19 protein-coding genes are annotated in these 26,273 nt (G+C 47.2%); 16 read left to right on the top strand and 3 right to left on the bottom strand.

Annotated features, from left to right (window positions below):
* Positions 1 to 15 precede the first annotated feature (15 nt).
* The 4 genes from rsgA to spoVM all read left to right on the top strand — a co-directional run bounded on the left by rsgA (position 16) and on the right by spoVM (position 2,088).
* Positions 16 to 924 (top strand): ribosome small subunit-dependent GTPase A, encoded by a 909-nt coding sequence (gene rsgA / locus MHH92_RS20025; protein WP_340905858.1) that lies wholly within the window; start codon positions 16 to 18, stop codon positions 922 to 924.
* A 1-nt stretch (position 925) separates the two neighbouring features.
* On the top strand, positions 926 to 1,585 hold the full coding sequence (gene rpe / locus MHH92_RS20020; RefSeq protein ID WP_017687456.1) for a ribulose-phosphate 3-epimerase: 660 nt from the start codon (positions 926 to 928) through the stop codon (positions 1,583 to 1,585).
* A gap of 3 nt (positions 1,586 to 1,588) precedes the next feature.
* Positions 1,589 to 1,840 (top strand): hypothetical protein, encoded by a 252-nt coding sequence (locus MHH92_RS20015; protein ID WP_036614600.1) that lies wholly within the window; start codon positions 1,589 to 1,591, stop codon positions 1,838 to 1,840.
* Positions 1,841 to 2,007: 167 nt separating this feature from the next.
* The gene (spoVM, locus tag MHH92_RS20010) at positions 2,008 to 2,088 is read left to right on the top strand and encodes a stage V sporulation protein SpoVM (protein WP_019424875.1); all 81 of its coding nucleotides are present in this window, start codon (positions 2,008 to 2,010) and stop codon (positions 2,086 to 2,088) included.
* A 194-nt stretch (positions 2,089 to 2,282) separates the two neighbouring features.
* Here the strand turns inward: spoVM and rpmB are convergent, their stop codons facing one another.
* Positions 2,283 to 2,471: a 50S ribosomal protein L28 gene (gene rpmB, locus MHH92_RS20005; protein ID WP_017687459.1), complete on the bottom strand. Its 189-nt coding sequence runs from the start codon at positions 2,469 to 2,471 to the stop codon at positions 2,283 to 2,285.
* A gap of 637 nt (positions 2,472 to 3,108) precedes the next feature.
* On the opposite strand from rpmB, the gene MHH92_RS20000 reads away from it, so the two are divergent.
* The 5 genes from MHH92_RS20000 to MHH92_RS19980 all read left to right on the top strand — a co-directional run bounded on the left by MHH92_RS20000 (position 3,109) and on the right by MHH92_RS19980 (position 13,356).
* Complete coding sequence (locus MHH92_RS20000; protein ID WP_340905855.1) at positions 3,109 to 4,920, top strand: DAK2 domain-containing protein; 1,812 nt, start codon at positions 3,109 to 3,111, stop codon at positions 4,918 to 4,920.
* Between the two features lie 28 nt (positions 4,921 to 4,948).
* The gene (locus MHH92_RS19995; RefSeq protein ID WP_036674905.1) at positions 4,949 to 5,812 is read left to right on the top strand and encodes a DegV family protein; all 864 of its coding nucleotides are present in this window, start codon (positions 4,949 to 4,951) and stop codon (positions 5,810 to 5,812) included.
* A 10-nt stretch (positions 5,813 to 5,822) separates the two neighbouring features.
* A complete protein-coding gene (recG, locus tag MHH92_RS19990; protein ID WP_340905851.1) occupies positions 5,823 to 7,868 on the top strand; it encodes an ATP-dependent DNA helicase RecG in 2,046 nt (681 codons plus the stop codon).
* A 115-nt stretch (positions 7,869 to 7,983) separates the two neighbouring features.
* On the top strand, positions 7,984 to 8,271 hold the full coding sequence (locus MHH92_RS19985; protein WP_340905850.1) for a stage VI sporulation protein F: 288 nt from the start codon (positions 7,984 to 7,986) through the stop codon (positions 8,269 to 8,271).
* Positions 8,272 to 8,886: 615 nt separating this feature from the next.
* On the top strand, positions 8,887 to 13,356 hold the full coding sequence (locus MHH92_RS19980) for a glycoside hydrolase family 3 C-terminal domain-containing protein (RefSeq protein ID WP_340905846.1): 4,470 nt from the start codon (positions 8,887 to 8,889) through the stop codon (positions 13,354 to 13,356).
* Between the two features lie 33 nt (positions 13,357 to 13,389).
* Here MHH92_RS19980 and MHH92_RS19975 read toward each other — a convergent pair whose 3' ends face one another.
* Both MHH92_RS19975 and MHH92_RS19970 read right to left on the bottom strand, forming a co-directional pair.
* On the bottom strand, positions 13,390 to 14,970 hold the full coding sequence (locus MHH92_RS19975; RefSeq protein ID WP_340905844.1) for a response regulator transcription factor: 1,581 nt from the start codon (positions 14,968 to 14,970) through the stop codon (positions 13,390 to 13,392).
* Positions 14,971 to 14,977: 7 nt separating this feature from the next.
* Positions 14,978 to 16,786, bottom strand: a complete 1,809-nt coding sequence (locus MHH92_RS19970; RefSeq protein WP_340905842.1) for a sensor histidine kinase — start codon at positions 16,784 to 16,786, stop codon at positions 14,978 to 14,980.
* A 131-nt stretch (positions 16,787 to 16,917) separates the two neighbouring features.
* On the opposite strand from MHH92_RS19970, the gene MHH92_RS19965 reads away from it, so the two are divergent.
* The 7 genes from MHH92_RS19965 to MHH92_RS19935 all read left to right on the top strand — a co-directional run bounded on the left by MHH92_RS19965 (position 16,918) and on the right by MHH92_RS19935 (position 26,042).
* The gene (locus MHH92_RS19965) at positions 16,918 to 18,249 is read left to right on the top strand and encodes an ABC transporter substrate-binding protein (protein WP_340905840.1); all 1,332 of its coding nucleotides are present in this window, start codon (positions 16,918 to 16,920) and stop codon (positions 18,247 to 18,249) included.
* Between the two features lie 84 nt (positions 18,250 to 18,333).
* Positions 18,334 to 19,212 carry a carbohydrate ABC transporter permease gene (locus MHH92_RS19960; RefSeq protein WP_340905839.1) on the top strand — a complete coding sequence of 293 codons (879 nt, stop codon included), beginning with the start codon at positions 18,334 to 18,336 and terminating at the stop codon, positions 19,210 to 19,212.
* A complete protein-coding gene (locus tag MHH92_RS19955) occupies positions 19,209 to 20,045 on the top strand; it encodes a carbohydrate ABC transporter permease (RefSeq protein ID WP_340905837.1) in 837 nt (278 codons plus the stop codon). The genes MHH92_RS19960 and MHH92_RS19955 overlap by 4 nt, the downstream gene beginning before the upstream one ends.
* 13 nt (positions 20,046 to 20,058) lie before the next feature.
* Positions 20,059 to 21,612: an alpha-L-rhamnosidase-related protein gene (locus MHH92_RS19950; RefSeq protein WP_340905836.1), complete on the top strand. Its 1,554-nt coding sequence runs from the start codon at positions 20,059 to 20,061 to the stop codon at positions 21,610 to 21,612.
* A 550-nt stretch (positions 21,613 to 22,162) separates the two neighbouring features.
* On the top strand, positions 22,163 to 23,815 hold the full coding sequence (locus MHH92_RS19945; protein ID WP_445744712.1) for a LytS/YhcK type 5TM receptor domain-containing protein: 1,653 nt from the start codon (positions 22,163 to 22,165) through the stop codon (positions 23,813 to 23,815).
* 10 nt (positions 23,816 to 23,825) lie between these two features.
* Positions 23,826 to 24,626 carry a LytR/AlgR family response regulator transcription factor gene (locus tag MHH92_RS19940; protein WP_047843671.1) on the top strand — a complete coding sequence of 267 codons (801 nt, stop codon included), beginning with the start codon at positions 23,826 to 23,828 and terminating at the stop codon, positions 24,624 to 24,626.
* A 180-nt stretch (positions 24,627 to 24,806) separates the two neighbouring features.
* Positions 24,807 to 26,042 (top strand): L-lactate MFS transporter, encoded by a 1,236-nt coding sequence (locus MHH92_RS19935; protein ID WP_036614939.1) that lies wholly within the window; start codon positions 24,807 to 24,809, stop codon positions 26,040 to 26,042.
* Positions 26,043 to 26,273: the final 231 nt, after the last annotated feature.

The following is a 26,273-nucleotide window of genomic DNA, read 5'->3' as shown; positions in this document are numbered from 1 at the left end:
GAGGGCGTCGGAGCTATGCCAGAAGGTATCATCGTTAAAGCGCTAAGCGGTTACTATTATGTCATGCCAGTGGAAGACAACGGGGTTCCTTCGGTTGAAGGTTCCGCCGTTCAATGTCGAGCCAGAGGTATCTTCAGAAAGCGGGGAACATCACCGCTTGTAGGTGATCGCGTCAGCTACATGTTGACTGAGAACGGAGAAGGAACGGTTGATGAAATTCGGAAGCGTGAGACGGAACTTATCCGTCCTCCTGTAGCCAATGTAAGTTTGGCTGTTCTTGTGTTCTCTGTGAAGGAACCTGATATGAACCTGAACCTGTTGGACAAGTTCCTTGTTCACATCGAACAGGCGGGGCTGGATGCACTCATTGTGTTGACCAAACTGGATTTGGCTGATCCATCCAAAGACACTGTTGCTGAAGTGAAAGCATTGTATGAACAGGTTGGTTATGAGGTGATCTCCACAAGTTCACGTACTGGTGAAGGCAGTGAATTGCTCAGAGACCGTCTGGCTGGTAAGATCAGCGTATTCTCCGGACAATCCGGCGTAGGCAAGTCTTCGATGTTAAATGCATTGATGCCGGGCCTGACGCTGGAGACAAATGCGATCAGCATGCGTCTAGGACGAGGGAAACACACCACCAGGCACGTGGAGCTTATTCCGTTGGATAATGGTGGATTTGTTGCGGATACGCCAGGATTCAGCCAACTGGACTTTCTGGAGATCGGTGTGGAGGAACTCTCCACTTGTTTCCGGGAATTCGCCCAGTTTGCAGATCAGTGCAAATTCCGAGGTTGTACCCATACACATGAACCAGGCTGTCGTGTGCTTGCAGCCAAGGAGGAAGGTCTGATCTCCGAAAGCCGATATCAGCACTATGTGCTGTTCCTGAACGAAATGAAAGATAAGAAGCGGAGGTATTAACATGATTAAAATTGCCCCATCGATATTATCAGCTGATTTTGCCCGCCTTGGTGCGGAAGTTGCAGAAGCTCAAGCTGCAGGAGGAGACTGGATTCATGTTGACGTTATGGACGGTCATTTCGTCCCTAATATTACGCTTGGACCTGCGATTGTGAAGGCAATCGCTCCACATACAAGCTTGCCGCTCGATGTGCATTTGATGATTGAGAATCCGGAGCGTTATGTTGAGGAATTTGCCAAAGCGGGTGCAGCGGTAATTACCGTTCATGCTGAGGCTTGTGTGCATTTGCACCGCGTTATTCATCTAATTAAGGAGCAAGGAGTGAAGGCAGGAGTTGCCCTTAATCCAGGAACGCCAGCATCTGCCATTCTCGAAGTTCTGGATGATGTGGACATGGTTCTTGTCATGACGGTCAATCCTGGCTTTGGCGGACAGGCATTTATCTCGGGTACCATGAACAAAATCAAGCAGATTCGTACCTGGTTAAACGAAAAGGGACGCCATGATGTACATATCGAAGTAGATGGCGGAATTGCTGCCGATACAGCCCCGCTTGTGGTGGAAGCTGGAGCAGATGTGCTCGTTGCCGGGAGTGCCGTATTTGGCCGTGAGGATCGTGCTGCCGCGATTACTGAAATACGCCGTAGCTACGGAGGCTGATCTATGAACCTCAAGGAGACACTGTGGACGATGGCTGCGAGTCTCGTGACGGGACTTGTGCTTGCTTTGTTTGCGGTTATTCAATCCCCGTTTAATGCCATCACGTCATTAATCGGGGTAGGCGTTGTTATTATGTATTTCCGCAAATTTGATCGTACGGGACATCGGGTTACTTTTGTCATATTCGGCATACTGTATTATTTACTGAGTGTTTTCATGATCGCTGCCTATCAATATATTCCTGCCCAAACATAAATGACCTGATCTTCGGGCTTGTCATTGTGGAATAGGGATCGAAGGTTCCGCATAAATATGGTTACATGAGCAGGTTTCTCATGTAGCCTTTTTTGTCGTGTTTGAGGTAAAGAAGGCCTGAAGCATAGGATACGGCGGACGCATGAGCATGATGGGGAGGGTGAATTATGAAATTTTACACATTCAAACTGCCGAAGTTTTTGGGAGGGTTTGTAAAGGCGATTCTTAATACGTTTCAAAAGAACTGATCCGATTGATAAGGTAACAGGGAATACCGCCGCTTTGGCTCAGGCTTATCTGGAATTCGTACCTGCGAAGCGCCATGCGGCGGCCATTCACATGTTAATGAGCGTATTCAAGAATCCCTTTTTTGAATACCAAAAAAGCACCTGCAAGGAACAAGGTGCTTTTTGCTTACCCGATTTATAGTAGCTTTGCGTGATTATACGCGAGTCACTTTACCGGCTTTCAGTGCACGGGTGCTTACGTATACACGTTTTGGTTTGCCGTCAACGAGAATGCGGACCTTCTGAACGTTTACGCCCCAAGTACGACGGTTACGGTTGTTAGCGTGGGATACGTGGTTACCGGTGCCCGGTTTCTTACCTGTCACATAACATTTGCGAGACATAGATTACACCTCCTATCCTAAAATAACCAGTTGCCTTCAGAAACGAAAAGTCATTCCATAAGGACTAAATTGTTCTTCCTGATCATAAAGATCAGGTTTCAGTAGCTAATGGCGTTGTTTAAGCCGGCATGAACCGGATCATTTCCATTACTTAACCTGCATAAAACAATACTTGAATATAATATCATAATTAAAAAAGCTTCGTCAACTGATCCAAAAACTTTATTTATTTCTCCTGTCTAATATAGTACAATGTTGAGTAGTCCATAATACAGTGGTGAACAGGCTGTTGCCGCGAGGAAGTCGGAGAATAAACCGTACTTAGAGGTCGGTGGTCTGCTTTTTGGCAACGCTGTGAGCTGCGGCATTCCATCATTGGCACCAGTCTCCATGCGGCATTCATGCCGGCTCTTGATACCGGTGCATATCCGTATGCCCCGAAGTTAGGGGTGCAGAGAGTGCAGGATATTGGTAGCCCGGCCGCCCAGACCGTTAATCCGGCTGACATGTTGTATTGTATGCCTGTGCCGGACAAGGTATGGACGAAGAATAACGCAGTCCGCGTTAGCGCATGAACAGACCAGACACATCTTGGTGCAAGGTGTTCGTGTATCAAGCTAGGAAGGGGAATTCTCACTTGAGTATACGTTCTTTAAATGGAACAGATTTCACCGCAATGGTACTTGCCGGAGCGGAACAACTTGGACAGCATGCAGAGCACGTCAATTCCCTGAATGTTTTCCCTGTGCCGGATGGTGACACGGGAACGAACATGAATTTGACAATGAGTGCAGGAGTCGCAGAGATTAAAAGAAAAAGTTCTGCCTCCATCGGCGAAGCTGCCGGTATTCTATCGAAAGGCCTGCTTATGGGCGCACGGGGGAATTCAGGAGTTATTCTGTCGCAATTGTTCCGTGGTTTTAGTCGTTCAGCTGCTCCCTATGAGGAACTGAATACGCTCCAATTTGCAGCAGCCCTGCAGAACGGTGTTGACGCAGCTTACAAAGCAGTCGTAAAGCCCGTTGAAGGGACCATTCTTACCGTAGCCAAGGAAGCGGCGAAACATGCCAACTACTATGCAAGACGGACGAATGATATTACTGAATTAATGAATGAAGTTTTGTTAAAAGCAAAAGAAGCACTGGCAATGACTCCGGAATTACTGCCTGTACTGAAACAGGTTGGTGTTGTGGATTCAGGTGGTCAGGGGCTTGTATATATCTACGAGGGCTTTATGGAAGTATTGCTGCAAAGTGACGGAGGGAGTCGTACTTCGCTGAACAAAGAAGTAACCCCATCCGTGGCAGCATCTGCTTTGAAATCGGCTGCACCGACAGAAGTGAATATCAAGAAGCCTGCACAGCAGCAGGTGATTGCACCAGAGATGCCATTGTCTGCTCAGGCGAGACTGGAAACGGAAGATATTGAATTCCTGTATGATATGGAATTCTTCATTAATCGTGAGCTTGGAGAGAACGCAGGAGTGGCATTTGATGACGAAGCATTCCGGAAAGCGTTGTCAGTTAATGGGGATTCGATCATCATCATTGCCGATGATGAAGTCATCAAAGTTCATGTCCATTCCAAGACACCAGGCGATGTATTAAACTTGGCGCTGCATTATGGTGAGATTACACAGATTCATATTCTCAATATGCGTGAACAGCATCGGGATCTCCTGACAGCAGGCATGGACATTGCTCCATCACCTGAATTGTTTGCAGAGATTCCACCTGAGGCAGCGCGCAGTATGGAAGAGGCTGTACTTCCTGCAGATGAGATGGCACCGTATGGTTTTATTGCGGTATCCTCCGGTGACGGTATTGCAGAGATTTTCCAAAGTCTTGGTGTTGATGTTGTTCTGTCCGGTGGACAGACGATGAATCCGAGTACTGAGGATTTTGTAAAAGCCGTTCGTTCCATTGCTGCGGAGCAGGTATTTATACTCCCGAATAACTCGAATATTGTACTGGCTGCCGAGCAGGCTCGTGAATTGCTTGAAGATGAGCGCCGGATTACGGTTATTCCAAGCAAGACCATTCCACAGGGAATGGCTGCTGCTTTTGCTTTCCAAGAAGATGAGTCTGCGGAAACAAACCGTGACCAAATGTTGGAGGCCATCAGCCGGGTACAGTCCGGTCAAGTGACTCATGCGGTTCGTGATACGCAATATGATGAATTAGATATTAAGGCGGGGCACTATATCGGTATTCATAACTCCAAAATTGTAGCGACGGATGAAACCATGCTTCAAGCATGTGAAGGTCTGCTCAAACAGATGATGGAGAGTGGAGATGAAGTGGTGACGATCCTTGAAGGGGAAGAAGCTGACCCTGAGGTTACTGCTGCCCTCGCTGCATGGCTTGAAGTACAGTATCCTGATGCTGAGGTAGAGGTACATCTTGGAGGACAGCCTGTGTATTATTATTTGTTCTCCGTAGAGTCCTAATAGCACTCTAGCGAAGAGGAGGAGAGTCATGAGCCACAAGGTTACGATAGTAACAGACAGTACGGCAGATATTCCCGAAGAACTCATTCGCAAATACGGGATTCATATTGTTCCGCTACGTGTTCTGTTCGGTGAAGAGACCTATGCAGATGGCGTTGATCTGACTTCGGAACAGTTCTACGAAAAGTTGAAGAAGGTATCTGTGTTGCCTACAACTTCACAGCCATCTCCAACCGATTTCATGGATGTGTACCAATCACTTCTTGATGAGAACCCGGAACGCCCGATTGTATCGATCCACCTGTCATCCGGCATGAGTGGTACCTATCAATCGGCCATGCTTGGCAAGTCTTTGCTTGAGACTGAGGGTGACATCACCGTGCTGGATTCGAAGTCAGCATCTTATGGATACGGTCTAATGGTGGTACAGGCTGCTGAACTTGCCGAACAGGGCAAGTCAGCAGTCGAAATCGCTGCGGCTATTGAAGGGATGCAACAATCTCGCAAGTTGTTCTTTCTTGTAGATACTTTGGAGTATCTGCAAAAGGGCGGTCGGATTGGCAAAGCTTCAGCCATCTTGGGAACGTTGCTTAACATTAAGCCGATCCTGTCTATTGATGAAGAAGGCGTTATCTACGCAGTTGAGAAAGTCAGAGGTCATAAAAAAGCAATGGCACGCATTATTGAGCTGTTTCAGAAGGATCTTGCAGGCAAACGGGTGAACCTGGCGGTAGGTCATACCGCTGACCCGGGATCAGCGATCGCTTGTGCAGAGCAGCTACGGGGTCATTTTACACTGAATGAAGTGATCTATACCAATATTGGAGCCGTAATAGGCAGTCATGTTGGACCTGGTGTCATTGCGATCTTTATGTGGCCTGTTCCGGAATGAGGGATTAGACATGAAATTGGAAGAAATATCAGTTAAGCAAATTAACGGCGTGAGTGCTCTCAAAGAGGGAGAGCTTCACGCCTTTGGCATCTCTACTGTTAAAGACCTGCTTGAATATTATCCGTTCCGTTACGAGGATTATCGTCTGCGTTCACTTAGTGAAGTGAAGGATGGGGACAAGATTACGGTCCAGGGACAGGTAATGGGTATTCCTGTATTACAACGATACGGTAAAAAGTCCCGTCTTACCTGTAAGATCATGACGGAAGAGTGGATGATTACAGCCACCTGGTTCAATCGCCATTTCCTCAAAGAACAACTTACCCCCAATCGGGAGATTGTGATTACGGGAAAATGGGAACAAAAACGCATGCAGATGACCGTGACTGACTCGGAGTTCCCTGATAAAGGCGATGGGCGTTCAGGTACATTGCAACCTGTATATTCGGTAACCGGCAAACTGACACAACAATGGATGCGGAAGACGATCAATCAGGGATTAATTCAATTCGGAGATATGATTCCTGAGATTCTGCCTCAGTCATTGATGAAGAAATACAGCTTGATGCCTCGTAAACAAGCGATTGCTGGAATTCATCGTCCACAGGACAACCGAGAAGGTCAACAGGCCAGACAGCGGATGGTGTATGAAGAGCTGTTTCTGTTCCAGTTGAAAATGCAGGCGTATCGCGCACTCAACCGAATTCGCATGGATGGTGTAGTGCATACCACGGATAATACGACGATTCGTGAGTTTGTACGCAGTTTACCTTTTGAACTGACAGATGCTCAGAAAAAGGTGGAGCTTGAAATTTTGCATGATATGCGTTCGCCCTATGCAATGAATCGGTTATTGCAGGGTGATGTCGGATCGGGTAAAACGGTTATTGCGGCAATTGCGCTATACACGACTGTTCGATCTGGGTTCCAAGGGGCTCTGATGGTGCCTACAGAGATTCTGGCGGAGCAGCATATGCGCTCACTGCAAAAGCTGTTTGAACCGTTTGGGGTAACCGTAGGGCTGTTAACGGGCAGTGTAAATGGACGCAAACGCAAAGATCTGATCGCCTCATTGCAAATGGGCATGATTGATATCGTGGTGGGTACACACGCCCTGATTCAGGAAGATGTTTTCTTCCGTGATCTGGGTCTTGTGGTGACGGACGAGCAGCATCGCTTCGGGGTGAATCAGCGCAGCGTTTTACGACGCAAAGGATATAACCCGGATGTTTTAACGATGACGGCAACGCCAATTCCACGGACACTTGCGATTACTGCTTTTGGGGATATTGAAGTATCCACGATCTCGGAGCGTCCGAAAGGACGGATTCCCATCTCTACGTATTGGGTTAAACACGATATGATGGAGCGGGTGCTCGGGTTTATCTCCAGAGAAGTGGATCAGGGCCGTCAGGCCTATCTGATCTGTCCACTTATTGAAGAGTCGGAGAAGCTGGATGTCCAGAACGCGATTGATCTGCATGTGCAGATGCAGCAGAACTTTCCGAAATATCGTGTAGGTCTGTTGCATGGACGGATGACGGCTGCGGAGAAAGAAGAGATGATGCGGGACTTCTATAGCAATGATATTCAGTTGCTTGTCTCCACCACCGTTGTCGAGGTTGGGGTCGATGTGCCAAATGCCACGTTGATGGTCATTATGGACGCGGACCGCTTCGGTCTCTCCCAGCTGCATCAGCTTCGTGGTCGGGTCGGTCGTGGTGCGCATGCTTCCTATTGTGTACTCATTGCTGATCCCAAGACGGAGGTTGGACAGGAACGCATGAAGGTCATGACGGAAACCGAGGATGGATTCGAGGTATCCCGGCGTGACCTGGATCTCCGGGGTCCGGGTGATTTCTTTGGTACCAAACAGAGCGGACTACCCGAGTTCCGTCTTGCCGATATGGTTGCCGATTTTGCTGTGCTGGAACAGGCCAGAGATGACGTGACCCACGTAATTGAGGATGCGACTTTCTGGACCTCCATGGACTATGCACCTCTGCGTGATTTCCTACAGCAACAGCAAGTATTCAAGGGTGATCTGATTGACTAAAGCTTGCCATAATAGCGAGTTTTTCGTATTACCTTTGTAAAAAAAGACAAGTGTACAAGCCCTCCCGACATATGAATAAGAAGTGAGTTCATTCTTTTGGGAGGTGCTATGTGTTTTGGGTTATCAACAATATGGAATTAGTCCGCAGCTGGTGGAGCGGATCAAATTAAAGATGAAAAATCCCGCTGTCAAAGAGCGTATCAAAAAGTTGATTGATGGCGTGACCAAGTCTGATCTGCAAGATAAGGCCAAGGTCAGAAGGTTGGTCAAGTCTTCCGCTGTCATTATGAATGAGAATTTCTCTCCGGCGCAGGAGGAGCAGTTTGTTGTGTTTGTACTCGCGCAGAAGATTGATCCGAACAATACGTTTCATTTGATTAAGCTGTGGGGGATGTTTAGGTAGGGATTCGATGTAATGTGGGTGGAAAAAAACATTCGTTTACACGAGTGCACTACGATGACAGAATAACCTTCCGAGCGCTGTTATCCCCGGATTTTCTGATTGACCCTTTCCAAGGGTAAAATCCGGGGATAAAGGCGCACGCTTCGCTTCTTTAGGTTATTTCTGTCCTCTCCGTTGTTGTGTAAATTGATTTATTTTACAAAACCAAATTACATCGAATGTTTATGAAGTAATTTTAGTGGGTGGGGCGTTCCATAAGTCAGGAAGATGACTTATGGAACGCCCTTTTGATTGTTATAACTAGAGACAAGCCTTGTGGCATTACTTGGTTGAACATTCGTTGTAGTTATCGAAATGACCCATGATCTGACTTGTATTACCACGAAAACAAAGTTTTCAATGAGTAGTTATGTTGGTTAAATCGAGCATCTTAGTACAGTGATGGGTGGAGTATGAGGCTTATATTTAATATGAATCCAAATTTATCCTTTAACGATACATAACCGTAATATCTAAAAATACTGTACCTCAACCCATAAACAAAATGTACTATTCCTCCAACTATAATGAGTGAGTACCAAATTGTAAGCGATTACAAATAAAGGAGGGGTAACATTGACTTTGACTAGAGGTTTCAAGCAGAAGATTAGCGGCAAAGTGATTGCGGTCATCACCGTGGTCAGTCTGACATGGGGGTCCTGGGGAGCCACACCACTATCAGCATCTACGACAAGTACTTTAAAGTTCGAAACTCAGCAGGGAGGTGTCTTTGACGGGATGCCATTATTTGATGGCGTGCCAGCGCATCTGGATGCATACGTAGACACCTATTTCGAATACACTGGCCTCGAAGGCCCAGCCGTTTATGTGACGGGTTCGCGAAACCATTACACATTGAAGCAGGGGAAACATGCGGGCAAGGTCATTCCCGGTACGTTATCTGCTGCAGATAATGTTCAGGGTGTCTCGACCGATTTCCCTGCTCTGATCGGCATGGGACAGAGCTGGAACAAAGAGCTTTTGTCCGATATCGGTGAAGTGATGGGGAATGAGAAAATCAGCAAATTAAAGGTCAAGCAGGGCGAATCCAACATTCATGGGGGCAATGATCCTTCCCTCAGCGTGGCGTTCAGTGTGGTCAGTGATATGCGTATCAATCCACTTAGCGGTCGCTTCGATGAAGGGTTCTCTGAAGATCCCAATATGGCCGGAGTCTTGATAGACAAGATGGCTTCGGGTCTTAGCGGAATTGATCAGTCCACCAGCGAAGATGGATTCTGGATGAGGGCAGCGGTGGGGACAAAGCATTACTCCGTATATAACGCGCAGTGGTTCAGGCAGACAGCGAATAACAGTGCAAGCGCGCGTTCATTGTTTGAGTACCAAACCAGAGCCGCGCTCCCTGGATTTGAATCAGGTGCGCTGGCGGGCACAATGACATCTTATGGCCGGACTAACGGCATTCCAAACATCCTTTCCCCGCTACAATTATTAGCCAATTTGGACGCCAAATATGGCGTATACAGCTCGCCCGATTTCAATGGAGATGCAATTGTATCCAACGCGAACCAACTCGGAAATGGATATGACGACCGCTATGCCGTGGACCGCGGTCATGCAACCGTTCTCATGGCGCTTGCTCAGGCGAATGCGGGTCGGCCGTCAGGGACGACACCTGCGGATGTGACCGATCTGGTGGCGCTTGTAGAGCAAGGGGAATATGGAATCACCGAGGAAGAACTTATAGAAGCAGCCAGACCACATGTAAACCAGCTGGTACGTTTGGGGATTTTTAATGAAACTGATGAGCAGGGCATACCGAAAAACTATCCTTTTGCTCAGGAAGCAAGGGATGTCAGGACGTCTCCGCCTTCCGATTATAACCAAGTGAACCATCAGGAAATAGCACTTCAAGCGGCACGGGAGAGCGTTGTTTTGTTGAAAAATGACGGCACACTTCCGCTGGAAAAAGGAAATGACGCTGCTGTTTCTGGGGTGTATGCCGACGCACGCTTCAAGACGACGTATTCAGTTGGCGCGACACCTGCGCTGGAAAACTCTGGTGAATCTCCACTGCTCTCAATCATTAAAATGAATGGCAGCAATAATGTAAACTATGCCCCAGGAAATGAAGTCATTGCACTAACCTCTAAGGCGAATCAACAAACGGTCACAGCGGACGTGTATAGTCCAAATGCAGGCACGGAGGGAGCGCAGCTCATCACAACTTCGGATGCCCAAGATGATTCCAGTTTCTCCCACTTGTTCCGAGTGTACGATTGGGGTCAGGCAGGTTCAAGTTTATTGTCGCTGTATAACCAGCGTTGGGTGACTTCCCCTGCCACAAATCATGCAGCAGTTGGCAATACGGATCGTACCAGTCTTAATCTGACGAACAACGATTGGAGCCTTCCAGAGATGATGGGTGATACGAGTGCCATACCCCCAACATTACGAATGGAAACGAACGAGGATGGCTCAATGTCTATTGTTACCAATGGGTACCGTACAGGATTCTCTGGTGACTTTACAAATTGGTATTATGCTAACGGACGCTTTATCAAGGTAGATGATGCTGGTAAGCTCGTGACAACATCATCTCCACTGGGAAGCAAGGATAACGCTGCGAATCGCCCGGACGAGGTGAAGTTTGAGAAGGCCGTGGTGAAGAACGTGGGCGAAGAGGCAGTAGCAAGAGCCACAGAAGACGATTATGCCATCGTCTTTGTCGGCGCAATTCCACGTCATAGCGCAGGAGAAGGTAACGACCGGTCTACCCTCGATATGGGCGAGGCAGATTACGAACTGGTCGACAAAGTATCTGCTGCCTTTGCAACCCAGGGTAAGAAAACCGTTGTCGTGGTTAAATCGAGCTTCCCTGTAAACATGGAGCGAATTCAGAACAACCCTAACGTCTCGGCGATCGTTTACCAGCCATATGGCGGTCAATACGATTCGTATGCTCTGGCCCAGGTGTTGTACGGAGATTACGCGCCGACAGGCCGCCTGACGTCCACATGGTATGCAGGCATGGATGCATTCCCTTCCATTAGTCCATATGTTATACCAGAAGGTAACATTACTGGCCTTGACGACATCGACCCCCGATTTACGGTTGATATGACGAATGCAGACCCCATTGAATCTGAGTTGACTTATATGTATACAGATGCCACGGTGACCTATCCGTTTGGTTACGGGTTATCATATGCTGATTTTACGTACGATTCCCTGACCGTACCGTCTTCTGTAAGGGGAGATGAACCATTCACGGTGTCGGTCCGCGTAACCAATACAGGAGACGTAGCCACTTCCGAGGTTGTGCAGCTGTACACCCGTAACAGCAACTCTGCATACGGTGCACATGCGCCTAAAAAGAAGCTGGTTTCATTTGAGAAGATTCATCTCACTCCGGGTGAAACAAAAGAAGTCCTGTTGCAAGTTGATCCACAAACGCTGGCATTATGGGATGTGAATCGGAGTGAATGGATCGTTGAACAGGGCAGTTATAAATTCATGATTGGGACCTCGGCAGCGGATGCAGACGTGCAAGTATCGAAGGCATTAAGCATTGGTGGGAAGTCGATTGCAACCTTACCCCTTACTCAACCCATAAATGTATTTGATCATGCGTTTGCTTCGAACGAAGTCATTTACCACGAAGTATCCAAGGAACGCACGGCAGCCCAATTAAAAGCCAAAGCGATTGTTGGAGGTTATTACGCAGTTCGGTCCAAACAAAATGGATCGTGGATCGCGTTGCCTAAGGCTGACCTGTCAGGTGCACAGAAGGTGAAGGCAACTGTCGCATCTAATGTGCAAGGTGGCACGATCTCGTTGCATGCGGATGCGCTCGATACCGCACCGCTTGCTGTGTGGAACGTACCGATGACAGAACCTGTCTCCTACAAGATTAGTAATGCTAACGTAACGGTCAAGGAATTAGGTTACGTTGACGTAGAGGCGGATATTTCTGCTGCCGTGAGCGGCGTACATGATCTGTATCTGGTGTTTCATGAACCGGATCTTCGGATTGACAGTTTGTCATTTACGTTGAAAGAGCCGGGAACAAATCCAGGAAGTCCAGGCACAAATCCAGGCACAAATCCAGGAACGAATCCTGATTCGCCAAGCACACCTGGATCAGGTAGTGTTGAAACTCCTGTTAAGCCACCAGCATCCGGGTCCGAGACTGAAGGCGAAACGGATTCGGAGGGCAATGTTTCTACTGTCGTGACCGTGCAAACGGGGGATGTTGCTGATCAAGCTAAGGCAGCAAGTATCCGCTCATCTGGCATCCGGGTCATCGGTGATCCATGGAACGTATCCATCAAAGATAAGCAGAACACGTATGTCATTGCAGCGCTGCCTGTTAACGATGTCGTAGCTGCAAACTCCACAGCAATCGCATATGTTGGAGCAGGAGGCCAACTTACGCCGGTGCCTGGCGTGTTGACCAAAGACACAAACGGAAACAAGGTATGGAAAGTACTGCTAAACCAAGGGGGAACGTACGTTGCAATTCACTCGCTCCGCGAATTTGTTGATGTTAAGCCTTCAGCCTGGTATGCCAAAGATATAGCTAAAGCCAACAGCTTGCTGTTGATCAATGGCGTATCGGAACGCAGCATGCAACCCCAAGGAACGACAACATCAGCCCAAACGTTGATGGCTGCATTGAATGCGATAGGAATTGAACCGATGGGAGCGGCAGCAAACGAGAAATGGTTTGATCCGATTTTGCGAGCCTCCAAGGAATATGGCCTGATGGAAGAAGGGCAGTACCTGCCAAATGCCCCAATGTCACGTGAGGACATGGCAATGGTGCTCGTTCGTGCGTTGAACTTGTCTGGAGTGGATACGAAACTGCCGGAAGCAGAGGTTGAATCATGGCTGGAAGATTTTAAGGATCAGGTCCAGCTGACACCAAATAACCGGGCAGTCATGGCAACGGCCATTCAGCTTGGTATATTCCAAGGTACGCCGGATAAACTGTTACAACCACAGAGCACCCTTACACGGGCACAACTTGCAACTGTCATTGTCCGTGTTCATGACCGGATAGTAGAACGGCTGGATCGATAAGAGCCACAACAACGAAAACAAGGAACTGGGCCATCATACATGGCCTGGTTCCTTGTTGTTTGCGGTGAAGGATTTGTGTTGCTTTCGGTATTCCTCTGGAGTCCAACCGGTCAATTTTTTAAACACCCGAAAAAAATATTTTGGATTGTCGTAACCCAGCTGTTTGGCAACCCGATAGATTTTATCGTCTGTGCTCGTTAAGAGCTGCTTGGCTTGCCTGATCCGTAGTTGGTTTACGTAATCAGTGAAGTTCTCGGATGTCTTTTCTTTAAATAAATGACTGAGGTAACTCGGGTTCAGGTAGAACAGGGACGATACCCATTCCAGCGTTAAATCCTTGGTATAGTGATTATCGATATATGTCCTGACGTTGTCGATCACTTGATCTGATGCGTAGGGGTTGTCTTCCTTAAGCAGAAGAGCTGTTCCCGTCAGCACCTTTACCATGTAATGCCTAATGCACTCCATATCGAACGAGACGTTCAGGACAGCCTCCAAGCTGGAAGAGGCGCTACTGTTACCTCCGTTCTGGATATAGTTACTCAGCAGCCGTTTGGTTTCCGTGATAATGTCTCTGCACTGCTCTTTCAGGTGGGCAAGCAAAGCGTCAGGCTGGCGTATGTAGAAAGCAAAGAAATCGGTGATGAGCTCTTCCACCTTCGGTACATTCCCGCTCTCTATAAAAAATAACAGTTCATATGTTCGAGCCCACTTCAGTTGATGTAAAGGAAATTGCTCCCGTGAAAATACGTAACATTTGCCAAAATCGGTAATGGCTCGTTCGTCCAACGCAAGGATCGTTTGATGATGAGCTTCTCGGACCCCACCAATGCCTGTATGAGGCAAGCTGATCCCCACACAACAATCCGTAGTTTCGGATTTGGTCAAAATGATACTCGCAGTTTGTTCCGCCATTTTCTGCAAATCAAGCTGGCCTGAGCAATCCAGATCATGCATCAGGAAAAACAGTACTTGATCCGTTTGTGGATGAGGAATGTACAGGCCATTCGAAAAGGTAGGTAGTTGCTGTGCTGTAAGCGGTTGAGGACCATAAATCGTCAATAAAATGAACTGGTCAGATGCCATGATGGCGGCAAATTCCGCAGAGCGGAACACAGGTGTTTTGATGGATGAATGGGGAGCCAGCACATAATTCAGGAAGGCTTGCATGTCTGCATCCCTTTTCATCTGCTCCGTTTCTACTTCTCTTAGAACGACTTCCCGCTGAAGAGAGCGCTCCTGTTCGATGGCTTGGATGGCTTGGTGAAGCGTACCGTGGATCTCATCCCGGCTAAAAGGCTTCAGCAGGTAATTTACAACTTTCGCAGAGATGGCCTCCTGCATATAATCAAAATCGGTATGTCCGCTAATGACAATTAACTTGATACGCGGATATTGCTGGCATACTGTCCTGATCAACAGCTTGCCGTCGACCTCAGGCATGCGCATGTCCGTAAAGATAATGTCCGGCTTGAACGATTCAATCAAAGCCAAGGCATCTGCCCCGTTATCTGCTTCGCCTAAGAGTTCAAGCGAGTGCTCAAAAGTCCCGATTTTTTTCAACAAACCTTTGCGGATCAAGGGTTCATCGTCCACAACGATATACGTGTACATCTCTTGGTCACCTCTTTTCCCAATTGGCCGGAATTTCGAGTGTAATTCGAGTTCCTGTATTCAAATCGGTATGAAACGAAAGGCCGTAACCCTCTCCGTAATACAAAGCAATTCGTGAATGCACGTTTTTGATGCCGATGCTTTGTTTATGCCTTTGACCAACGGCGATGAATTCAGGTGGCTGCTGGAGCAATTGTCGAAGTTCTTCCGCTTGTGTTGAGGACATGCCCACGCCGTCATCCCAGATCTCGAACACGATGCTGTCCCCCTGAAACAACCCGGTAATGGTAACGGAACCCTTCCCACGTTTGTTCTCCAACCCGTGATAGATAGCATTTTCCACGAGTGGTTGCAACAGAAGTTTCAGCATGCGACGACTCCGAATTTCCGGGTCTACATTCAGGTTGAACGCGAACTTGTCACCATACCGAATCTGCTGGATGGCCATGTAGTTTTCTACATGTTGAAGTTCTTCGCTGACCGCGACCAGCTCGCTGTCCGTTTTGATACTGTAGCGGAACATGTCCCCGAGTGACTTGGTCATCACCACAATACTCTCAACTTCTTCGATCTCGGCAATGCTATTAATCGACTCCAGCGTATTGTAGAGGAAATGGGAGTTGATTTGTGCTTCCAATGCCTTCATCTGGGAGTCCAGCATGAGGATTTTATTCTGGTAACTCTCTCGGATATGTGTATCGATATCTTTCATCATTTTGTTGAACTCGTGGTAAAGGATGCCTATTTCATCGACTTGCCTCGTTACTTGAGGCTTGATGGTCACAAAACGATGAGATTTGGTTTTGCGCATCAGCTTGGTCAATTCGATGATGGGTTTGGTGATCAGGTTGGACAAGAAAAAGGAAAGTAGAAGGAAAATGACTGCACAGCTTACGGCCACGTATAACAGCAACTTTTGTGAGATGTTGTACTCCTCATACAACCGATCCATAGAGATGTTGGCAATCACGTTCCAATTGCGGCCGGGAACTTTCTGGATTACCGTCATCATGTTATCTTGGATTGATTTGTACTGTGAACTGTTTCCGACTTGATGCGTTGCCGCAGCCAGAGTATCGGAGAGAGGAGTGCCAACTCTACTTCCGTCGCTGGAGTACAGGATCTCGCCAGCGTCGTTCGCCAGATATAGATTGGACAAGCTTGGTGCCGGATTACGTTTTAGACCGTCAAAAATGTTCATACTGCAATCCAGCATAAACACGCCTAGGAACTCGTTGTTGTTGGGATCGTAGAGGGCTCTGGAGAAGCCAATGGATTCCTTGGCGTTAATGATGTAAGGTTTGACGCCAACTTCACCAATATACAAATCGCCTTTGCGCTGGATCGTATCCAGATACCATTCATCGCGAAGTGCGACATAATCGAGGCGTAGGTCTGTGCCGCTACTGCCATAGCTTATCCATTTGCCATCAGGTGTGAAAAGGTACAAACCATTGATGTAATTGTAACCAAGCAGAATGTTTTCAAAGATCAATTTCAATTTGCTGCGGATCATGAAGATTTCATATTGATCGTTGGTACCGTTCAACTTGATTAGTTCATCACTCACAGTGCTGTAAGCGGTTGCATTGGAAGACTGCTGAAGGAGTGTGACAGAGATCCGGTCGATGTTCTGCAAAATTTCCTCCATGCTCTTGACCGAATTGCCTATAGTTGTCGACGTCACGAGAGAGGTCTGCTCATTCACCAGCTTCGTGTAACTGCGATAGGAACTGACAGACACAACGATAATTGGCACGATTGATACGAGGACGAGGACCAGAAAAAGTTTAGTTTTGATGTTGAACAGAATCATACGTGCTCCTCCCGCCATTTGTCAATTCTAAAAATAGTGCACCATACGAGCCAAAGCAAATGCACTTTTGCCCACCGTATGATGAGAATGTGCACAAAGCAAGAATAAACATGAATTGGGGGAATGACAAGATGAAAAAAAGAAAACGACTGTGGTCCCTAACTTTGGTACTGCTCTTGATGTTTCTGAGCGCATGCAGCTCCAGTAGCGAGGAGGGGGGCGGTACGGATACCAATAACGGGAGTACAGATGAGTCAGGAAAGCCAATTACGTTGACGATGATGCTTTCGGGAAACAAGGCATCCGAGGGAGAGGATTTCGAGCTGGAGACCTTGCCGCGCCTAGTCAAAGAGAAGTTCCCGAACATTAACTTGGAAGTACAAAAGTTGCCTGATGATCAATACAATACATCTGTTCGAACCAAGCTTGCGGCTGGACAGGGACCGGACATTTTCTGGATTTTCCCGAAAAATGCGGCTGGCGGTGTCATTGATTTTGCAAAGGCAGGCTTCGCTGCGGATCTGTCAGATCTGAAGTTCTGGGACAACATCAGCCAAGGAGCGAAGGAAGATATGTCCTATGAGGGTAAACCTTACGGCGTGGCCGAAGGGTTGGACTTCTTGGGCGTTTACTACAATAAGGAGTTGTTACAACAAGCGGGATATTCCGAGTTTCCGAAGGATTGGCCTTCGTTTCTGGATTTGTGTCAAAAGTTGCAGGCAGCGGGCGTAACGCCAATTGCGATGGGAGACAAGGACCCTTGGATGATCCAATTCGGAATGTATCCGATTGCAGCGAATGTCGTGTATCCGAATGAGCTGGATTTTGATGTCAAATTGCAGAACGGTGAAAAATCGCTGACTGATCCAAAGTGGATTCAAACCATATCCAAATACAAAGAGCTCTATGATAACAACTACGTCGTCAAAAACTCACTTGGCATTGGTAGTGCCCAATCTGCGCAGTTGTTTATCGACGGGAAAGCAGCAATGACCTTTACGGGAACATGGGATTATGCCTCCATGACGTCCAAAGGCGCTGCCGAATTTACTCGCGGATTCGCTTCATTACCAGGTAACGAGCCGGAACAGCCGGTGTTTGTATCTGCTGCAACATCTGCCGGATACGCTTTGAACGCCAAATCGGCAAACCTGGATGCAGCCAAGGAAGTACTGAACTACCTGTTTGATGGTGAATCCGATCTGTTCAAAGCATTTGTGGAAGCCAACAGTTCCATCAGCGTCTATAAGGACGTAGAACTTGAAAATGAATTGTTTAAGGAAGTGAATGACAACTATAAACAAACTGGAAATTCCATCTACTTTAGCAACCAGATGTGGCCAGCCGGAGTATCGGACGTTATGCAGGCAAAGTTTGCCGAAATTATTGCTGGACAGAAAACAACACCAGAAGATGTGGCAAACGCCATGGAAACCAAGTTTAGAGAGCTATGGAAAAACTAGAACCAAACGATGCTGTCTGCTGTAAAGGGGAGAATGATTGTCCTTCTTCCCTTGCCGCAGGCCCCTTGGAAAGGATGGAGCAGGATGAGCTCTACTGTAATGAAAAAGTCCATGTACTGGTTTGCTTTGCCGGCATTGATCTTCTACCTGACCTTCTGGATCTTCCCGATCCTGCGGTTGTTCCAGTACAGTATAACGGATTACAACGGGTACGCCCAAGCCTATAACTATATCGGTTTCGACAACTATAAGGAATTGTTCCGGAGCGACATCCTAGGTATCTCTTTAAAAAATACACTGATCTATACGTTTGTCACCGTCATAGTTGGTAATATCATCGGTTTGGCAATGGCATTGCTGTTAAACATGAAAATAAGAGGAACCGGGATTTACCGTTCCCTGGCGTATATTCCCACTTTGTTCAGTGCGATTGTCGTCGGCTTTTTGTGGAGTTACGTCTATATGCCGGATTACGGGCTGATTTCTTCCTTTCTCGATAGACTGGGTATCGCAAATGAACTGAATTTCCTGGGTGATTACTCGACCGCACTGTATTCTATTATCTTCGTGGAAATCTGGAAGACGATCGGAACGACAATGATTATCTTCCTTGCAGGACTACAGACTGTTCCAAGCAACCTTTTGGAAGCCGGACGGATTGATGGCTGCGGCTCATGGAGATTGCTACGACATGTGAAGATTCCATTACTGGCAACAGCGATTACAATCAACGTGACGTTAAGTTTGATCAATGGACTCAAAGCGTTCGACTTCCCGTTTATCATGACGAATGGCGGTCCCGGCACGGCTACCAACACGCTGATTTATACCATATACAAGATGGCATTTACCGAACAACTCTTTGGTAAAGCTTCGGCTCTTGGCGTTATTTCCTTTGCCGTGATTATCGTCATTACCGCTGTTTTTGTCCTGAAAATGAACAAACGGGAGGTGTCGGCATGATGCTTCGTAAAGTTTTGGGGAAAGGGTCCGTTCAGGTCGTTGTGCTGTTGGTGATGGCGTTAAACCTGATTCCGTTAATTATTGCCTTTTCGACATCACTCCGAGATCCAAGCAACAACACAAATCCGCTGGTCCTGTTCCGGGAGATGTCCTTTGCAAGTTACAAGGCTGCCTTCGACCGCATGCACTTTCCGGAAGCGCTATGGAACAGCGTGGTGTTAACCGGCGTATCGGTCGTGTTCGTTGTCCTGTTTGCGGCAATGGCGTCCTACCCGATGGCCCGTTTGAAGACAAAGCTAAGTAAGTTCATGTATTTGTTTTTTTTGTCCGGACTTGTGGTACCTGCGCAAATGGTATTGATACCGATCGTGCAAATGATTAATGCGCTTCATATCCCAACGAATCAATATACGCCTATTTTCATGTTCATTACGTGCAGTCTGCCGTTTTCAACTTTCCTGTACACGGGCTTCATTCGAAGCGGTGTGCCTGAGGAGGTAGAAGAAGCGGCGCACATCGACGGGGCGGGATTATTCCAACGGTTCTGGACCGTCGTGTTCCCCTTACTCATTCCGGTAACGGTTTCGGTCATTATTACGCAAGGTGTCTGGATCTGGAACGATTATTTCTTCAATATGATCTTTATTTCCAGCGCAGGAGATTCACCGTTACCACTGGCCATGCTCGGATTTTTGGGCGATCAGCAAAATCCCACGCAGTGGAATGTCCTGTTTGCAGCGTGCTTTCTGTGCGCACTACCGTTGCTGCTGGCGTTCTTGTTCCTGCAAAAATATTTTATCGGTGGTATGACCGTTGGGGCGGTCAAAGGTTAAGGAGGACACTGCAATGAATGAAAAAGTGATAAACAACGCCTGGCTGGAAAAAGCGCAGGGTCTGATGCCGGAGCTTCACCAGCAAAAGGTCTATCCGGAACATATCGTGAGCGCAGTTCCGGATACGTCGGCTTTTCAGGGATGGCGTATCGAACCAATAGGCTTAGCAGAACACTTATCGGATCAAGTGCTGTGCAAGGGAGACCGTGTTACGCTGGATTTCGGGGAGCATCTCGTCGGTTATCTGACCTTGTCGCTTCTTAACGAGCGCAGTAATGCAGATGCACCTCTCAGGTTGAAGCTCACATTTGGAGAAATGCCCTGTGAGGTCGGTGAGAATTTTGCAGAATATTCGGGTTGGCTTAGCCGTTCATGGCTTCAGGACGAGATCGTGAATGTGGATGTGTTACCTGGCACGCTAACACTGGACCGTCGCTATGCCTTTCGGTATCTGAAAATCGAGGTGGTAGAAACGTCGATCCGTTACGATATTCGAATTAACGATATATATTGCTTGACGGTGACCTCAGCAGACATAGGGGCAGTACCTCAATTGCCTGAAGGTATCGACACGGAGCTGCTGGAAATAGATCGCGTGTGCGTGAAGACACTCCGGGATTGCATGCAGATGGTATTCGAAGATGGACCGAAGCGCGATCGACGTTTATGGATCGGAGATCTTCGCCTTCAGGCCCTCGTCAATTATGAAACATTCGGCTGTAATGATCTCGTCAAGCGCTGTCTCTATCTCTTTGCCGGAACGAGATTAGAAGGAGGCCAGGTAGGAGCCTGTTTGTACGAACAACCGGAACCGTACGTGGACGACATTTACCTATATGACTATGCGTTGTTCTTTATTGCGACATTATGGGACTATTTTGAAGCTACCAAGGACAGGGAAACGTTGGAAGAACTTTGGCCGGTGGCTAGAGAACAGATTGAGAATGGGCTTAAACGACTTGATGAGCGGGGCATCGTAAGGGATGACGATACATGGTATTGTTTTCTGGACTGGCATGAAGAATTAAATAAACAGGCGGGTGCTCAGGCAGTGCTCATCTATAGTATGAAAAGGGGCAGATCGATTGCCAAAGAACTAGGGCTGCCGGAGTATGAGGAATGGATTAACACATACATCAAAGACGCTGAGCAAGCAGCCCTCGCACATCTGTGGGATGGTGAACAGGGCGTTTTCATCAGTGGTGAGAAAAGACAGATATCCTGGGCATCGCAAGTGTGGATGGTTCTGGCTGAGATCATGGATGCTCCAGCGGCCCGGCAATTACTTTATCGGTTAATGAGTAACGAAGAAGCTATTGGCATGACCACACCGTACATGGTTCATCATTATGTTGATGCATTGATTATGTGCGGGGAAGAGGAGAAGGCACTGGAGCAGATCCGAAGGTATTGGGGCGGTATGCTGAAGGATGGAGCGGACACTTTCTGGGAGCTCTACGACCCGGACGACAAAACGTATTCTCCTTATGGCAGCAATTTGGTCAACAGTTATTGCCATGCTTGGAGCTGCACACCAAGTTATTTTATCAGGCGAAATTTTTCATGAATTTTGGACTTGAGGTCAACCAGGTACGTCTGGTTGGCCTTTTTGGATTAGTTTCAGATCGTATAGAGCCTGCCATGGCCTATTGTTTTTATTTTTATCTGTTTTTGTTCGTAACGTTAAAAGAACGAGTGGCTATTAATGAAGCGATAAATACGAATATTAAAATAAAGTTATATGGGTTTCCTTTAAGGTTGTAGACTTGAACGATGAGTGTCAGAGTTGAGATGCTTAAGATTATTCGCAGGACAATCGCCGATGAGCGATCGGGAATAATTGGAATAACATGACAACTAATTATAACATAGGTTTTTCTGGAGTCGGATATTTTCATAGAAGTTAAGGGATGAACTATCATATGCATGCATGGTGCTGTCTTGTTGATGTTTTTTCACAGGATGGACTTTGCTTTCCTCCGGGGGGAGCGGTAAACTGTTGCATACGAGCTTTATGGATTAATGTCCTAGATGTTCTTTCAAAAAGGCGTGGCTGTGTCGGTATGCATTTTATTTTTCAAACAGATGTGGAGGAAGTAAGATTGGAAATGTTTACGATGCTGCTGGGTTTATTTGAACGGGCGGCGCTGTTGATTATATTTTTATTCTTTCTGTCGAGGGTGCCAAGGTTTAGACAGATTCTGCAAAAGGGGAAATTAAGGTGGCAGGAGTCTATTGCGGTTACCTTGTTATTCTGTGCTTTTGCCATCTTCGGGACATATACGGGCATTAATGTTGAAGGTTCACTGGTGAATGTACGGATCATCGCCGTGTTATCGGGTGGTATTTTGTTCGGAGCGCCTGTGGGTATTGTTACGGGTATTGTCTCCGGGGTGCATCGGTATTTGATCGATATGGATGGCGTCACAGCTATACCGTGTCTGATCACGAGTATCCTGGCAGGTCTGGTCTCTGGATATATACATAAGTACACGCCCAAGCCCAAGCGATGGATCATCGGTATTGGTGCTGGAATGATCTGTGAAGCGCTGACGATGTTATTAATCCTGTTATTTTCCTATCCTGATCCACTGGGTGCCGATATTGTTTCGAAGATTGCGCTGCCTATGATTCTGGGTGAAGTCAACATTGGGCTGATTGTGCTCTTGGTGCAAAGTGTTGAAGGGGAAAAGGAAATGATTGCAGCTCGTCAGGCGAAGCTGGCGCTGGAGATTGCAAACAAGACCTTACCGTATTTCCGTTCAATTGATGAGGATTCTCTGCGCAAAATCTGCCGGATTATTCAGGAGGATATTCAGGCCGATGCGGTTGCAATTACGGATACCCGGAATGTACTGGCGTATGTAGGATTTGGTGAAGAACGATATCATATCGGTAATGAAATTATAAGTGAGATGACCAAGAAGACAATATCCAGCGGGGAGATTACGATCAGTAATGATGTGATTGATGAAAAAACACCCGATATCCACTCACTGTTAATCATTCCGCTCAAAGAACGAGGAGACATTACAGGTGCGCTCAAAATCTATTATCGCAAAGCGTACAAAATTACGTATCCATTACAAACGATGGCTGTAGGTCTGTCGCAGATCATCTCGACCCAGATGGAGGTATCGCGGGTAGAAGAGATCAAGGCTGCTGCCAACAAAGCAGAGCTGCGTGCATTACAGACAACCATTCACCCTCATTTTCTGTTTAATGCGCTAAATGCGATTGCATCGTCCATCCGAACCAAACCGGATCGTGCTCGGGAGCTGATTGTGAATCTATCCGGGTACATGCGTTACAATCTGGAGCTGTCGGATGAGTTAATTGATATTCATAAGGAACTGGAGCAGGTCCGTAATTATGTAGAGATTGAGAAAGCTCGCTTTGGCAGCCGACTTAACGTGATCTATGACATTGATGAGGTCGCGGTGCATATTCCGAGTCTTGTTATCCAGCCGCTCGTCGAAAATGCAATTATTCATGGCATTCTCAAGGTCAAAGGACCTGGAACTGTTCGAATTCGGGTACAGGATTATCCGGAGTTTGTGCGAATCAGTGTCAGTGATACAGGTGCAGGCATCAGTGCAGATATTATTGAACGGGTCTACCACGACCGTATGCCTGGTAACCAGATCGGGCTATATAATGTGCATCGCCGGGTCAAGCTTATCTACGGACAAGGTGTAACCATTACAAGGCTGGAACAAGGAACCGATATTTTATTTGATGTGCCCAAAGGAGATGTCGTAACAAGGTGATGATGGATCAATGAGAGCTCTTATTGTGGAAGACGAGATTCTGGCAAGTGAGGAATTGAATTATTTAATCCAGGAACATAGTCAGATTGAAGTTGTGGACCGCCTTGAAGACGGGCTGGATGTACTGAAATTTTTGCAGGAACAAGAAGTAGATGTCATTTTCCTTGATATCAATATTCCCTCGCTGGACGGTATGATGCTGGCCCATCATATTGGGAAGTTTGCAACGAAACCCTACATTGTATTTACGACGGCGTATAAGGAACATGCAGCGGAAGCCTTTGAGTTGGAGGCATTTGATTATATTCTGAAGCCGTATGACGAGAAACGAATTGCTGCAATGCTCCATAAGCTGGAGCTCGCATTCAAACGTGATCATGCGCCGGTGGAGCAACATGTTGAGGATGGACCAGCCCCTACGGCGGACGGATCTGCTGCGCATGGTGAACTGGTACGAGAACGAGATACGAATTCCCATACAGATAGAAGAATTAATTTGCTGCGGAATGACAATATTATTGTTACGGATACGGCAGATATCTACTATGCGGAAGCACAAGAGAAAGTGACGAAGGTATATACCAAAAATGGGGAGTTCACCATGCCAGTGAGCATATCGGATTTTCACAGCCGTCTGCCACAGGATACGTTCTTTCGCTGCCACCGTTCGTACGTCGTAAATCTGTCGCAAATCCGTGAAATTGTACCTTGGTTCAACAATACGTATCTGCTCCGTCTGCGCGATTTGGAAGCTGAAGTGCCCGTGAGTCGTGGGAAGGTCAAAGAATTCAGGCAACTCATGCGCATCTAGCAGCATTTCATTCCGCATCTGATGCAACTCATGCTCAAAACGGTGTGATGAATCCCCTTTCATGTATGATTAGCTTGTGAACGCATTCATGTATATGACATCGGCAAAGGGGAGATCACGATGAAAGCAACCATTTCATCCGTTTCATCAACACCTGAATCAACATCTGCACCTACAAAAATGAATCGCTGGCTTATTGTTTTGGGGACCATCATTGTACAAATGGGTCTTGGAACCATCTATACTTGGAGTTTATTTAATCAACCGTTGTCTGATCGTTTCGGATGGGACGTCAGCTCGGTCGCGATAACTTTTTCAATTACCAGTTTTGCTTTGGCATTTGCCACATTGTTTGCAGGCCGGTTGCAGGAACGTTGGGGTCTTCAGCGCCTGATCCGTGTAGCCGGGGTTGTGCTTGGGCTGGGTCTTATTCTGAGTTCCCAAGTCACCTCGTTAACACTGCTGTACATTTTGGCTGGATTTGTTGTTGGTTTTGCAGACGGTACGGCTTACATTACGTCGCTGTCTAATCTGATCAAATGGTTCCCGGAGCGTAAAGGTCTGATCTCGGGGATCTCGGTCGGCGCCTTTGGTACCGGTAGTTTATTGTTCAAATATGTGAACACAGCATTGATTGGTGCCGTTGGTCCTGCTCAGGCATTTATGTACTGGGGTATTATCGTTCTGGTTCTGGTGGTTGCGGGATCATTCCTGATCCGTGAAGCGGTTGTTCGTGAACAGGCTCCTACAAGCAAGGAAGGATCCAAACAAGTCGTAGCACGTCATGATTACACGGTGAAAGAGATGCTGCGTACAAAAGAAGCGTATATGCTGTTTGTTATTTTCTTCACGGCGTGTATGAGCGGTCTGTACCTGATCGGTATTGTTAAAGATATCGGTGTACAGCTTGCAGGTCTTGATGTAGCTACCGCTGCGAACGCAGTGGCCATGGTTGCAATCTTTAACACGGCAGGACGTATTATTCTTGGTGCGCTGTCGGATAAAGTAGGACGAATGAAAGTCATCGCTGGTGCGCTGCTGGTTACAGCCGTAGCTGTCATGACACTTAGTCTGGTTCCACTGACCTTCGGGATCTTCTTCGCCTGTGTGGCGGCCGTTGCATTCTGCTTTGGCGGTAACATTACGGTATTCCCGGCGATTGTGGCCGATTACTTCGGACTGAAAAATCAAAGCAAAAACTATGGTGTGATCTATCAGGGATTTGGATTTGGTGCCTTGGCAGGATCATTCATCAGCGCCCTGCTGGGCGGATTCCATCTAACCTTCATCGTGATTGCTGTACTCTGCGCTGTCTCGCTGTTGCTCGCACTGATCATCACCCCTCCAGGTGAAGGTCGTCGTGCTCGTCAACGTGAAAAACAGATGAACCTTAACCCTTCATCCCGGGCAAGCTAATAACATGCACTGGAAGTACGGAACTGAGGATATTTCTTCATCTTAAAAAGCAAATTAAAAAACAAAGTAAACAAAGCGGTCTCCAGTAGAGGCCGCTTTTTGGTATCTACAGTGGCCAGATTGCCGGCCAGCCTGTTGGCCTATTGGATCATCTGGCTGCCTGTAAGCGTGGTGCCTTGTGTGCATTCCATCATTCGCATCTGTTATACTCTAGGTGAATTTAACAAGACC

Origin of the sequence: Paenibacillus sp. FSL M7-1414 (assembly GCF_038003195.1) — a bacterium.
GTDB classification, from domain to species: Bacteria; Bacillota; Bacilli; order Paenibacillales; family Paenibacillaceae; genus Paenibacillus; species Paenibacillus amylolyticus.
Note: the sequence above shows the minus strand (reverse complement) of the source record. Positions and strands in the feature narration are given on the sequence as shown.